The sequence below is a fragment of the Kitasatospora sp. NPDC032150 genome, assembly GCF_055579945.1.
In genome coordinates this window covers 259,111-271,683 of the sequence record NZ_JBVIMH010000003.1, presented here as the reverse complement: position 1 = coordinate 271,683, position 12,573 = coordinate 259,111, and the positions used below count along the sequence as shown (strand labels likewise).

The following is a 12,573-nucleotide window of genomic DNA, read 5'->3' as shown; positions in this document are numbered from 1 at the left end:
CGCAGAGAATCAACACGGTGATTTGATCTTCTGGTGGGCGGGCGCGAGGAACGCGGTCACGTCAGCGGGGGTGCGGAAGCGCGCAGTTGATGCGGGGATGGTGTGTCCGTGTTGTTCCAGGAGCGGGCGGACCTCGGTGACTGCGTTCGTGATGGTGCTCCGGTTCACGCTGAAGAGCTGGCCGAGGAGCTCTTGGGTGCCGATCTTCCGCTGGTGGAGGATGGCGGCCAAGATCCGATCGGCCGGGCTGAGCTTGTCCTTGGCGCCGGCGCCCCGGGCTCGGAGTCGGTTGCCGCCGCGCTGCTGGCGCCGGAGATTCTCGCGCCTGTCCTCGAGGGTGGGGATCAGCGTGCGGGTCAGGTGGTCCAGTTGTGCGGTCGTCATGCCTGTCAGTTCCGGGTCGCGGAGCGAGGCGGGGCCGGGATGGGCTGAGGCCCCGGCAGGGCCGGTGTCTGTGGGTGCGGCGGGGTCGGCTGCCCGGAGCGTCGGCTGTGCGTGGGCGGGGTGAAGTGTGTAGTTCCAATCGCCGTGGAACCGGTGTCGGTTCATGGGCAGGGCGTCGATCTGGGCGTCGGTGACCTTCACGCCGGTGTCGTAGGTGCTGGTGTCCAGGGCGGCTTCGACCCGTAGTCCGGTGCGGGTGGTGGTCGCGGCGATGCTGTTCACGATGACGTCGTGGCTGGTCAACGGCCTGCCGCGCCAGTTCATGCTGATGTGGGAGAAGAGCCGGTGCTCGATCCGGTTCCACTTCGACGTGCCCGAGGCGACCGCGAACGCGGCGGTGTCGTGGTCGGTGCCGACATTGACCCAGCCGGTGTTCGCGGCGATGTCGTAGATTCCGTACGGGATCGCCTTGCCCGGCCCCTGCCGGTCCAGGAAGTCGTGTGTCTTGACCTTCACCGGTTCACCCTCAGGCCGCCAGTCGCGCCCGGCGTTCTTGTACTCGCCGACCAGTTCCTTCTTTTTGGCATCCACGCTGACCACCGGATCCCCCGCGTCGATGTGCTGTTTGGCCTGCTCGTTGATGTAGTGGAACTGGGCGTCGCGGTCCGGATGTTGGGCGCCCTCGATGGTCTTGGCGTTGCCCTGCAGGCTGAAGCCCTCGTCAGCTGATGCCCACGTCCCTCAGCGCCTGGTGCTGCCTTGGTGCTGACTTGACGGGCCAGTAGACGTAACACACGCCGCCCGAACCGGCTCTGACCTGCCCGTTTGTGTCGTAGCGCTTGGTGCGCAGCCAGTTGTTCTCGAACTGGCGGCGCGGGTAGACGCGGCGGACCTGGTCATCGCCGGGTGAGGCGGGGTCGTTGGCGATCACGTCGCCGGCGGGGGTGAAGCCGACCACGGCCATCAGGTGGCCTTCGGTGCCGTAACCGGCGCCGTCGAGTTCGGACTTGAGGAAGGACTGGGAGGTGATGACCGGGATGCCCGCGTGGATCAGGCGTTCGAGGTCGGTCAGGGAAGTGAGGCGGGTGATCACGGCCTGGAGGTCCGGGTAGGTGGCGGCGTAGGCGGCGTTGAAGGGCCAGTTGCCGCAGCCCCGGTACTGGTGGTCGTAGGTCCCGCGGGCGGCCTGGCAGACCTGGGGGTCGGCGTAGGCCGGGTCGATCCAGGCCAGGTCGGTGGGGGCGGGACGGCGGCCCCAGTACTCGATGACCATCTGGGAGGAGGTGGGGCTGCACCAGGCCTCTCCCCCGTTGTCGTACTGCGGGTACTGGCCTTTGTGGATCTCCTGCGAGTAGCGCGGGACGGCCAGTTCACGACCCGGTCCCGGCACCGAGGCCGGCACCTCGAAGCGACCGGGCAGGTCCGAGGTCATCGCGCCCAACCGCCATACGGTGGGGGCGAGTTCGGTACCGGGCCGGCGGTACAAGGTCAGCCGCAGCGTGTACGAGGCCAGGCGCAGGCCGCCGGCCGGGTCGGAAATGGCGAACGTGTCGGTGGAGATGCGGCTTCTGCCGTCCTGCTGGTGATCCACCGAGGTCCGGCGGATGTCCTGGTCGGAGGCGGCCCAGCGTCCCATGGTGTACCAGGGGGTGGTCTCGCCGTCGCTGTAGCTGCCGCGCAGTTCGACGGCGATCCAGGTGCCGACGGGTGTGTGGGCGTTCCAGGAGGAGACCAGCTCGGTGGCGGGGGTGGTCAACTCCCGTACCGGGCCGGTCCAGGTGGCGTACTCCCAGGTGGAGGTGGTGCCGGTGTGCGGGTCCGGGTAGTCGGTGGTGCCCACCGGGGTGGTGATGGTGATGCCCGGACGGTCACCCTCGGCCGGGCCGGTGCCGTGGTCGTCGCCCTGGCGCCAGTCGGCGGCGGTGGTCCAGGCGTGGTACTCCACCGGGGAGCCCGGTCCGTCGGAAGCGGGGATCGGGCCGGACACCGTCCTGCCGGACGCAGACACGGACACAGACCTCGGCGCAGACGTCGGCGCAGACGTCGACGCGGATGCGGAGTGGAGCGGTGGCGCGACGCTGCCGGCCGCTGCAGCGAGTGCGGCCGTAAGCATCGTCCGCCGTGACGTGGAATCGTTCACAGTGCCGGCCTCCCAGGGCTCCCGTGGCGGCATTGGAGTACGGAGCCGGGCGCGGGGCCGCCGCTCGACCGTGCCCGGCGGCGGCTCAGTCCAGGCCGGCCCGGCGGCGGGCGACCTCGGCCACGGCCGACCAGTCGCGGTCCGCGTCGCCGTGGGCGACCGCGTCCAGGAAGGCGTCGCGCAGCACTCCGCCGAAGGGCAGCGGAACGTGCTGCTCGCCGCCCGCCTCCAGGGCGAGGTTGACGTCCTTCATGCCGAGGACGAGGCGGAACCCTGCGGGCTCGTAACGCCGTTCGCTGATCATCGAGCCGTAGCCGGTGTAGGCCGGGCCGGGGAAGAGGGTGTTGGTGAGCAGCTCCACCAGGTCGGTCGGCCTGACGCCGCTGGCCTCGGCCAGGCTGGTGGCCTCGGCCAGTGACTCGATGGCGCAGGCGAGCAGGAAGTTGGCGCTGATCTTGGCGGCGTTGGCCTGGTGCGGCTCGCTGCCCAGGCGCCAGGTGCGCTGCCCCATCGCGGCGAACAGCGGCTCGGCCAGCTCCAGCAACTCGTCCGGGCCTGCCGTCAGGATGTTGAGCTTGCCGGCCTCGGCCACCTCGGCGCGGCCCAGGACGGGCGCGGCGAGGTAGCCGATCTCGTGCTCGGCGTGCAGTTCGGCGGCGCGGCGGGCCAGCGGGAGCGAGATGGTGGCCATGTTGATGTGCAGCCGCGCCCGGGCGTCCTCGAGCAGGCCGGGATCGTGGAGGTTGGACTCGACCGCCCGGTCGTCCGCGAGCATCGAGACGACGATGTCGTTGCCGAAGATCCCGGCCAGGTCGGCGGCGGGCCGCGCACCCTGCTCGACCAGGGCCTTCACCGGCCCGGGCGAGCGGTTCCAGACCTGCACGGAGAAGCCCGACCGGACCAGGTTGGCAGCCATTCCGCGCCCCATCGAACCGAGTCCGACAAAGCCCACCGTGAGCGCGGCCATGGTCTCTCTCCTCGCCGTCATCGTCATCCGCACCGGTCCGGCACGGTAAGGATTGACTGTACGTCAAATGTTTGGAGAAACCGTCCGACCGGTCACTGACCGGCGGCGTCCTCGGCCTCGCCCTGCGCGGGCTGGTCCGGAAGCGGGACGTTGTCGGGTGAGCTGACACCGGTACCGCGGCTGCCGGAGGTGCCGGCGTCGGCTTGGCCCGCGTGGGCACTGGGTGCCGTGAGCGAGGCGACCACCCCGACGGCGAGGGACGCGACGGCGAGCATGCTGCGCTTCTTCATGCCCTCTCCAACGAGCCGGCCGCGCCGGGGTCACGCGGAGGGCCTGCCGGGTACAGATGTGCGCGGGCGGCGCTCCGGTCGCCGGCACGGGTCACGCGGAAAACGGTTCGGGCCGGCACCGCTCCGGCGGCTAGCGTGGCCGGTATGACGAGCGATCATCTCCCCGCCCTGGACGTCGCCGCACTGCCCAGGGCCTACTTCGCCTTCCCTGGACCGCTCCGCGACCGGCTGGTCGACGCGGTCCTGGACGGTTCGAAGACCTCCACCACCGGCCTGCGGGCCGCGTACGAGCACGAGGACGAGCCCCTGCCACGGGTCGGCGAGCGCTTCACGGTGGTCGACTCCGCCGACCGTCCGGTGGCCGTGATCGAGGTGACGGAGGTGCGCGTGGTCCCGCTGGCCGAGGTGGACCTGGCGCACGCCGTGGACGAGGGAGAGGGCCACAGCACGGTCGCCCGGTGGCGGGCGGACCACGAGGAGTACTGGCACGGCGCGGAGCACAGGGCGGCGCTGGACGATCCGGCCTTCACCGTGGACGACGCGAGCCTGGTGGTCCTGGAGCGCTTCCGGCTGGTCCGCGTACTCTGATCGATTCGCCCCGGTCGGCGCATCACCTGCCGCGCCCCGCGCCTGCCGTACCGTTCAGCGCGCGGTGGCCGCCAGGCGGCGGGTGGCCAGGTCGGCCAGCAGGGCCGCCTGCCGGGAGAGGACGGCGTCGTCGAAGGCGGCGGACGGCGCGTGGTTCGTCGGGGCGGTCCGCGGGTCGCGGTCCGGGAGGACCGCGCCGAGGAAGAGCATGGCGCCGGGTACCTGCTCCAGGACCAGGGAGAAGTCCTCCGAGCCGTTGATCGGGTTGGGCGCGGGCAGGACCGCGTCCGGGCCGAGGAGTTCGCGCGCGGTGTCCAGGGCGAAGCCGGTCTCGTCCGGGGAGTTGACGGTCACCGGGAAGAGCACCTCGTACTCCACCTCGGCCTCCAGGCCGTGGGCCCGTGCGATGCCCTCGACCAGGGCGGGCAGTCCGGTGCGCAGCAGTTCCCGGTTCTGGGCCGAGTAGCTGCGGACGGTGGCGTCGAAGGCCGCGCTCTCCGGGATGATGTTGCTCTTGCTCCCCGCGCTCAGCCGGCCGACCGTGACGACCACCGGGTCGAAGACGTCGAAGGTGCGGGTCACGTGGGTCTGCAGGGCGGTGACCATCTCGCAGACCGCCGGTACCGGATCCTTGGCGCGGTGCGGCGAGGACCCGTGGCCGCCCCGGCCGCGGACGGTCACCCGCAGCTCGTCGCAGGCGCTCATCATGGCGCCCGGCCGGGCGTAGACCGCGCCGCACGGAATCTGGCTCGCCGTCACATGGATCGCGAACGCGGCGTCGGGCTTCTTCCCCGCCGCGTCCAGGACGCCCTCGTCGATCATCATGCCGGCGCCGTTGAAGCCCTCCTCCCCCGGCTGGAACATGAACACCACGTCGCCGTTGAGCTGCTCCCGCCGGTCGCACAGCAGCCTTGCCGCACCCACCAGTCCGGCGGTGTGCAGGTCGTGTCCGCAGGCGTGCATCCGTCCGTCGATCCGGGAGGCGTAGTCCAGACCGGTGGTCTCCTGAACCGGCAGCGCGTCCATGTCGCCGCGCAGCAGTACCGCCCCGCCCGGGGCGCCGGTGCCGCGCAGGACGGCCGTGACGGAGCTGAGCGAACGTCCGGTGCTGATCTCCAACGGCAGCCCGTCCAGTGCGGCCAGCACCTTCTCCTGGGTGCGCGGCAGGTGCAGCCCGAGTTCGGGTTCGCGGTGCAGTGCCCGGCGCAGCTCGGCCAGTTCGCCCTGGAGTTCCCGTGCCCGCTCGACCGTCGACATGGTCGTCCTCCGCCTCTCGTCGGTGCCTCCACCCATCTCAAGCCCGCCGTCGGCAAGTTGCAACACCTGTGCACGGTCCGGGGCGCACCTTGCGCACCCGGTGCCGCCCGCGGGTCGGTGACCCGGCGAGGCGTCAGGAAGTATCGTGCGGAGCAGTCGAACGCCGTCCGCTCCTGGAGGCCCCGTGACCGCCCTGCCGCCGACCGAGCGCCGCAACCCGGCCACCACCGGGATCGACCTGCTGTCCACCCTCGATCTGCTGCGCGCCGTCAACGCGGCCGACGCGGTGGTACCGGCCGCCGTCGCGCGTGCCCTGCCGGTGCTGGCCCAGGTCGTGGACGCGGCGGTGGCGGCGCTGCGCGGCGGGGGCCGGGTGCACTACGTGGGCGCCGGTTCCTCGGGCCGCTACGCCGTACTGGACGCCGTCGAGCTCGCCCCGACCTACGGGCTCGAACCCGGCCGCATCACCGCCCATCTCGCGGGCGGACCGGGTGCGCTGGCCCGGGCCGTGGAGGGCGCCGAGGACAGCGAGGCGGACGGGCGGCGGGCGGTGGCCGGGCTGAAGCCGATCGACGTGGTCATTGGGCTCGCGGCGAGCGGCCGGACTCCGTACGTGGCGGGCGCGCTGGCGGCCGCCCGGGCGGCCGGGGCGACGGCCGTGCTGGTGAGCTGCGATCCGCGGGCGCCGCTCGCCGACCTCGCCGACCTGCACGTGTGCACCGACACCGGCCCCGAGGTGGTGACCGGCTCTACCCGGATGAAGGCCGGCAGTGCGCAGAAGCTGGTGCTGCACAGCTTCTCCACTGCGGTGATGGTCCGGCTGGGCCGGACCTGGTCGAACCTGATGACGGAGGTGGCCGCGACCAACGCCAAGCTGGTCGGCCGGAAGGTGACCATCCTGGTCCAGGCCACCGGTGCCGACGCCGGGACCTGTCGTGCCGCGCTGCAGGCCGCGGACGGCGAGTTGAAGCCGGCTCTGGTCCAGCTGCTCACCGGCGCCACCCCGGCCGCCGCCCGCGCCGCACTGGCGGCGGCCGACGGCGTGGTGCGGAGCGCACTCGACCGGCTGCGCTCGTGACTCCCCCCTGCCGAAGGGAGCGGCGACCCGGCTGCCCAGGAGGCCTGGCCGAGATGCCGCTGCGGGCCGGTGACCCTGCGCGGCGTCCGACGCATCCCCGACGGGCGTTGCCGCGACCTCCAGTCCGCCCTGCTCGCACCCGTCCGCTCCGCCCTGTGTCGGCGGCGCCGCGGTGAAGCGTCGGCGCCATGACGGCGCGTCAACCAGTCGTGAACATTGGATTTCACCGGCACCCCCGGCCCGGTTCCGGGCGAACCCTCTCCGGCCCCATCGCGAACTCGGCGCACCCTGCCGGACCTCTCCGGGCGCGGGCGCTGTCATGACGGGGACATCCGGGGACATCGGTGCGTCATGTAACTGGCAAGGTACGGACCTCTTTTGATGGAGCGTCTGCGCTCCTACCGTTGAGGTCATCCAGCTTTCAGCGCCGTCCTCGCCGGATCCCCGCGGGGACTCCTCAGCGCACCCTTCGTCCCTGGAGGACCTCCGTGAAATCCCGCCTCAAGCCCCTCATCGGCCTGATCGCCGCACCGCTGCCGATCATCGCACTCGCCGCCGCGCCGGCCTTCGCGGCGCCCGCCGCGGCCCAGCGGGTCGCCCTGAACGGGAACGTGATACCGGCGGTGAGCCACTCGACCCGGCTCGGTGACGTCGCGGCGGATCGGACGATAACCGTGACCGTCAGCCTCAATCAGCGTGACAGGGCGGGCCTGGACGCCTTCCTGGCCCAGGTGGCCGACCCGGAGTCGCCCGGCTACCAGCACTATCTGACGGTGAACCAGTTCGCCCAGCGGTTCGGCGCGGCCCCGGCGACGGTGGCCGAGGTGTCCGCCTACCTGAAGTCCCAGGGGTTGGCGGTCGGCGAGGTCACGGCCAACCACCTCACCCTGGAGGCCACCGGGACCGCCGCACAGGTGCAGCAGGCGTTCGGCACCAGGCTGGCGAACTTCCACGACGGCAGAACCGGCCGCGACTTCTACGCCAACACCGCGCAGCCCGTGCTGCCCGCCGAGATCGCCGCCGCGGTGAGCGACGTCTCCGGGCTCGACGACTACGCGAAGTACCGGCACTTCAGCTCCGGCAAGCTCTCGCCCGAGGCCGCCGGCCATGCCCCGTCCGGGCTGAGCCCGGCCAAGGCCCGGTCCGCGTACAACCTCAACTCCGCGATCAGCGCTGGTTACACCGGCAAGGGGCAGACGGTCGCGGTGGCGGAGTTCTCCGCCTTCCAGCAGTCGAACATCACCGCCTACGACAAGTACTACGGCCTCACCCCGCCCACCCCGGCCGTGGTCAGCGCCGGCGGCGGCACCACCGACCTGTCCGGCCAGGGCGAGGTCGAGCTGGACATCGAGGTGGTCCACGCGCTGGCGCCCGGCGCCGCCGTGAAGGTCTACGAGGCGCCGAACAGCGACGCCGGCGAGGTCGCCCTCTACGGCAAGCTGGTCAGCGACAACGTGCCGGTCATCTCGATCAGTTGGGGCATCTACGAGGCGGGCGAGACGGCGTCCAACCGGGTCGCGGTGGACACCGACTTCAAGGAGGCCGCTGCCCAGGGGCAGTCGGTCTACGCCGCCTCGGGTGACAACGGCTCCGACGACGCCGGCAACGGCGGCACCTCGGTGGACTTCCCGGCCGCCGACCCGTACGTCACCGGCACCGGAGGCACCACGCTCTCCACCACCTCCTCGGGCGGCTGGAGCCGGGAAACCGCCTGGAGCGGCAGCGGCGGCGGTGTCTCCTCGGTCTTCGCCACCCCGAGCTACCAGACCAAGGTGAACACCGGCGCCAAGCGCACGGTGCCCGACGTCGCCGCCGTCGCCGACCCCGCCAGCGGCTGGGCCGTCTACACCGGGGGCGGTTGGTACACATACGGCGGCACCAGCGCGGCCGCTCCCAACTGGGCGGCGTTCACCGCCGTCTACAACAGCGAGGCCAAGGCCAAGTCGAAGCCCGCATTCGGCTTCGCCAACAGCACCATCTACTCGCTGGCGTCCTCGACCGGCTACGGCGCCGCCTTCCACGACGTCACCAGCGGCTCCAACGGCGCCTACAGCGCGGCCAAGGGCTACGACAAGGTGACCGGCTGGGGCTCCTACAACGGCGCGGGCTTCCTCAAGGCCAAGCTCGGCTGAGCGTCCGCACCGCGGCGAAGGGGTCGGGCCGGCGCCCGGCCCCTTCGCCGCGGTGCGGACGCACCGGCGGGCGCCGGAAGCCCGCGTTCGACGTCTCCGGCCGTCAGCGGTCCGCGAGCCGGGTCCGCAGGGCGTCCAGGTCCGGCAGGAACCAGAGCTGGCGGCCGCGGTTGCTCTCGCGGACGAAGTCCTCCAACGCGGTACTGACGCTCACGTGCCGGGAGATGTCCCCGATGACGGCGAGCCCGAGCCGGTAGTTGGCGAACTTCTGGACGATGTCGCCCGCGACGCGGGTCCGCAGCCGGAAGAAGTCGTCCGTGAGCCGCTCGACCGGGACGGCGACCCAGGCTGCGCCCCGGTAGGCCCCGTTGCCGATCAGGTCGGTCGCCTCGTGCTCGCCGCTCAGCGGTGCACCGTCCGGTGCGCAGACCAGGACGGGTGTGCCTTCGAGCTGCTGGAGCATGTCGGCCATGGGGTTGTGTCCCTTCTGTCGTGGGCAGGAGTTCCGGGCGCGGTCGCGCCCGGTCCTTGATCGGGTTTCCCGCCTCGGTGGGAGTGCCGGCTTCGGCTCAGCCTGCGTGGAACGCCGGTCAGCGCGGTTCGTCGACCAGCGCCTCGACGACCTTCAGCAGGTCCGCCACGGTGCCCAGGCCGCCCAGCGCGATGATTTTGAGGACCGCTCGCTCCTCGTCGTAGACGGTCTCCACCCGCAGGTGGTCACCGCTCTCCCCGCCGCGCCGGCTCTGCGCGGCGGCGATCACCGTGTTGGTCAGGCGGACGGTCTCCTCGGCGCTGATCGCGTCGATCTGCACGATGCCGGACACCTCGGCGTGGCGGGTACGGCGGGCAGTCGAGGGGGCGGACACACCGGTGAAGGCCTCCAGGTCCTCGCGGGTGATCCGGTACTGCCGGCCGACCCGGGTCGCCTTAAGGCGCCCCTCCCGCACATACCCGCGCACCGTCCTTACGTGCAGTCCCAGCACGTCCGCCACCTGCTCCACCGAGTAGTAGAGCTGCCGCACCACGCCCTCCCAACCATGCTCCACCCGCATCGGGCTCCGCTATTGACCCTAAAAGTACATCACTTATGGATCAACAGGGAAGTTGAGGGAGTCCTCTGCTGACAAGCAGACAGCTCGGGGCGTTCATCGCGGTGGTCTTCGCGACCGGCGCACTCGACCGGGGCATCAAGCGCCTGGCGCACGCCCTGCGCAGCCGGGGTGCGCTGCTGATCGCAGGGATCGTGGCGGCCCTCTCCCCGCTCGGCACGGTCGAGGGCTTCACGGAGGAGGCGCTCGGGTTCTACGGCCCGATCGTGCCGCTGATGCTGGCTCTCGGCTACGACCGGATGGTGGCGACCGGCACGATCGTCCTCGGGGTGGGCATCGGTGCGCCCTGCTCGACCGTCAACCCCTTCGCCACCGGCGTCGCCTCCTCCCGCCGCTGACAACTCGCTCGGTGGCGGGATCGCCCTGCGATTCGTCTGGCCGCTACTGGCACTGCTGTTCGCACTGATCTTTCTCTTCGTCGGATTCGGCGCGGCCGTCAGCCGATTCCACACCGTTTCACCCGTGCGATTGCGGCGCTTTCCCGGAATGCCGCCGTCCCGCCTCGACCCGGTCACCCGAGGCGCCCGGCGAGCCCGGTTCAAGCGGCCACGATTTCATGGGAATTTCTTTACGAGACTTTTCTGAAACGCAGTCGGACCGACTCTGAGCGGACTTGCATATGCGATAACCTCATCGCCCCAGCGCGGTGCGCAAGGTACATCGCCGGAAAAGGGGGAAGCGTGTCAGACGGATATCATGTCCAGCCCGACGCCCTCGACGTCTACGCCAGACAGGTGGAGGACGCGGCCGAGCGGGTGTCGCAGATCATGAGCGCGATCGGTTCGATCTCGGTCCCCTCGGGCGCCTTCGGCCTGCTGCCCGACGCACAGAACCTGCACTCGGCCTACCAGGAGCACTCCGACGCCGACGTGCAGGACTGCTTGGACCTGGACGGCCTACTGCGGGAGACCGTCGAGGGGCTGACGGGCGCGAGCGGCAACTACCGCGACGCCGAGTCGGCCACCAGCGGCGCCATGGGCGGGGGTGCCTGATGATCGACCCCGGCGGACCCGCCGACAGCGGCGAGGCGTACCAGTGGGCGCAGCAGCCCGGTCATCTGACGCCGCCACAGATCCAGGAGGCCAAGAAGCCCGATCGCAGCGGGATCGACGGCGCCCTGGACGACGCCGTACAGTGGACGCTGGAGCAGACCGGCGCCATCAAACTGCTCGAAAAGGTCACCGGAGCCCCGGAACTGCTCACCGAGGCCGCCAAGGACTGGCAGCGGCAGGCGGTCGAGATGCAGAAGGTCGCCGACGACCTGCGGTCCGGCGCCCGGCAGCTCTCGGCGAACTGGCACGGGCAGGCCTCGGAGGCCTTCGGGCGGCACATGGGTGAGATCGTCCAGGCGATGGACGGCACCGCCGAGGACATGGCCCAGACGGCCGGGATCCTCGGCCAGGCGGCCGCGGAGTGCGCGCTGGCCGAGGAGACGGTGATCCACCTCATCACCGAGTTGATCGACCTGCTGGTCGGCATGCTCGCGACCAGCTTCATCCTCGACCTGTTCACGGCCGGCCTTGCCACCGTGGTGGACGCCCTGGTCAGCGAGGCCGAGGTGACCGTGTACATCGCGAAGATCGAGAAGGTCTCGGCGGGACTGGCCAAGACCCTGCGCGAGCTGATGGAGGCGGTCAAGGAGCTGAAGGCGGCCGAACGGGCCGGCAAGTCGGTCGAGGAGATCAAGAAGGCGCGGCAGGCGGTCCGGGCGGCGGCCAAGGTGATCCGTCAGAACGGCAGCATGCTCAAGAACCCCAATGGCCTCAGCCTCCGGGACCGGCTCGCGCACCATGTGGTGGCCGGTCAGCTCGGCGAGCACACCCTGGGCGCGGTCGAGCACGGGCTCGGCATGGAGAACAACTGGAAGGACCCGCTCAAGGAGTTCCTCACCAGTGACACCGGACAGCGCTCGCTGGACCCGCACGGCACCCAGGAGCCCGAGCCGTACCACGTCGACCGCGGCCGCATCGAGGAGGCGTTCGGGTGAGCACCTCCCAGCTCCCGCCGGAGGGGGCCCCGGCCCCGGCACCCGCCGGGGCCGCCTGGCTGCACCCCGTCGCGGCGGCCCACCTGCGACCGGGGGAGACCCTCCTGGCCGCGGCTCCCGGCTATCTCGACGGCCTGCTTCCCGCCCTCCCCCGCGATTACCTGCCGAAGCCCGACCGCGAGGCGGGCGGCCTGGAGCGGGCCTTCGGCTTCCTGGTCTGGCTCTGGCCGCCCACCTGGTTCCAGGCCGCGGCGGAGTGGGTGGAGAACCGGGTCTACCCGGCGATCCGGCGGAGGTTCCACGGCGGCGCCTGGTCCGGTGACTGGGAGAGCGCGGCCGGGCGTCTGCTCGTGTCCTACTACCTCTCCGGCGACCGGCCGCCCGCCGAACTCAGCACCCGCATCGCCCTGGCCGTGACCAGCCATCGGCTGCTCCTGCTGACCTGTAGCCGGGTGCACGACCAACCGTACGACGCCCAGGTGATCGCCGAGCTGCCGCACGGCACGTACCGGCGCCGGGGTGAGCGGCATCCCGCCCGGCAACGCTGCCGGCTGGACCTGGAGTTCGGCGACGGCTCCTGGTTGGCCTTCGAGCTGTCCAGACCGGAGCTGGTGCCGCAGCTGGCCGACGTGCTGCGCTGA

The 12,573-nt window shown here is 71.3% G+C and carries 12 protein-coding genes and 2 pseudogenes; 7 read left to right on the top strand and 7 right to left on the bottom strand.

Going from position 1 to position 12,573, the window contains the following annotated elements; genetic code table 11:
* Positions 1-9: 9 nt before the first annotated feature.
* From ACZ5ON_RS05470 to ACZ5ON_RS05455, 4 genes and pseudogenes are all read right to left on the bottom strand, one after another.
* Positions 10-1,107 (bottom strand): annotated as a pseudogene (locus ACZ5ON_RS05470) (ISAzo13-like element transposase-related protein); the annotation flags it as partial.
* The gene (locus ACZ5ON_RS05465; RefSeq protein ID WP_465585841.1) at positions 1,106-2,557 is read right to left on the bottom strand and encodes a peptidase C39 family protein; all 1,452 of its coding nucleotides are present in this window, start codon (positions 2,555-2,557) and stop codon (positions 1,106-1,108) included. The gene ACZ5ON_RS05465 and the pseudogene ACZ5ON_RS05470, both read right to left, overlap by 2 nt.
* Before the next feature lie 52 nt (positions 2,558-2,609).
* A complete protein-coding gene (locus tag ACZ5ON_RS05460; protein ID WP_465585840.1) occupies positions 2,610-3,491 on the bottom strand; it encodes an NAD(P)-dependent oxidoreductase in 882 nt (293 codons plus the stop codon).
* A 92-nt stretch (positions 3,492-3,583) separates the two neighbouring features.
* Positions 3,584-3,781 carry a hypothetical protein gene (locus ACZ5ON_RS05455; RefSeq protein ID WP_465585838.1) on the bottom strand — a complete coding sequence of 66 codons (198 nt, stop codon included), beginning with the start codon at positions 3,779-3,781 and terminating at the stop codon, positions 3,584-3,586.
* Positions 3,782-3,925: 144 nt separating this feature from the next.
* On the opposite strand from ACZ5ON_RS05455, the gene ACZ5ON_RS05450 reads away from it, so the two are divergent.
* Positions 3,926-4,369: an ASCH domain-containing protein gene (locus ACZ5ON_RS05450; protein ID WP_465585835.1), complete on the top strand. Its 444-nt coding sequence runs from the start codon at positions 3,926-3,928 to the stop codon at positions 4,367-4,369.
* 54 nt (positions 4,370-4,423) lie between these two features.
* On the opposite strand, the gene ACZ5ON_RS05445 is transcribed toward ACZ5ON_RS05450, so the two are convergent.
* Entirely contained in the window at positions 4,424-5,626 is a 1,203-nt protein-coding gene (locus ACZ5ON_RS05445; RefSeq protein WP_465585828.1) for a M20 metallopeptidase family protein, read from the bottom strand.
* 184 nt (positions 5,627-5,810) lie between these two features.
* Here ACZ5ON_RS05445 and ACZ5ON_RS05440 point away from each other — a divergent pair, with 184 nt between their 5' ends.
* A complete protein-coding gene (locus ACZ5ON_RS05440) occupies positions 5,811-6,704 on the top strand; it encodes an N-acetylmuramic acid 6-phosphate etherase (RefSeq protein WP_465585827.1) in 894 nt (297 codons plus the stop codon).
* Between the two features lie 488 nt (positions 6,705-7,192).
* Positions 7,193-8,836 (top strand): S53 family peptidase, encoded by a 1,644-nt coding sequence (locus tag ACZ5ON_RS05435; RefSeq protein ID WP_465585826.1) that lies wholly within the window; start codon positions 7,193-7,195, stop codon positions 8,834-8,836.
* A gap of 103 nt (positions 8,837-8,939) precedes the next feature.
* Here the strand turns inward: ACZ5ON_RS05435 and ACZ5ON_RS05430 are convergent, their stop codons facing one another.
* Both ACZ5ON_RS05430 and ACZ5ON_RS05425 read right to left on the bottom strand, forming a co-directional pair.
* Positions 8,940-9,308 carry a DUF4180 domain-containing protein gene (locus tag ACZ5ON_RS05430; protein ID WP_465585825.1) on the bottom strand — a complete coding sequence of 123 codons (369 nt, stop codon included), beginning with the start codon at positions 9,306-9,308 and terminating at the stop codon, positions 8,940-8,942.
* A 118-nt stretch (positions 9,309-9,426) separates the two neighbouring features.
* A complete protein-coding gene (locus ACZ5ON_RS05425) occupies positions 9,427-9,888 on the bottom strand; it encodes a helix-turn-helix domain-containing protein (RefSeq protein ID WP_465585823.1) in 462 nt (153 codons plus the stop codon).
* Between the two features lie 83 nt (positions 9,889-9,971).
* Here ACZ5ON_RS05425 and ACZ5ON_RS05420 point away from each other — a divergent pair.
* The 4 genes and pseudogenes from ACZ5ON_RS05420 to ACZ5ON_RS05405 form a co-directional block, all read left to right on the top strand.
* Positions 9,972-10,332, top strand: a pseudogene (locus ACZ5ON_RS05420) (YfcC family protein); the annotation flags it as partial.
* A 293-nt stretch (positions 10,333-10,625) separates the two neighbouring features.
* Positions 10,626-10,937, top strand: coding sequence for a type VII secretion target (locus tag ACZ5ON_RS05415; protein ID WP_465585822.1), 312 nt, complete (start codon positions 10,626-10,628; stop codon positions 10,935-10,937).
* The gene (locus tag ACZ5ON_RS05410) at positions 10,937-11,932 is read left to right on the top strand and encodes a WXG100 family type VII secretion target (RefSeq protein WP_465585821.1); all 996 of its coding nucleotides are present in this window, start codon (positions 10,937-10,939) and stop codon (positions 11,930-11,932) included. The genes ACZ5ON_RS05415 and ACZ5ON_RS05410 overlap by 1 nt, the downstream gene beginning before the upstream one ends.
* Complete coding sequence (locus ACZ5ON_RS05405; RefSeq protein WP_465585819.1) at positions 11,929-12,573, top strand: hypothetical protein; 645 nt, start codon at positions 11,929-11,931, stop codon at positions 12,571-12,573. Before ACZ5ON_RS05410 ends, ACZ5ON_RS05405 begins: the two co-directional genes overlap by 4 nt.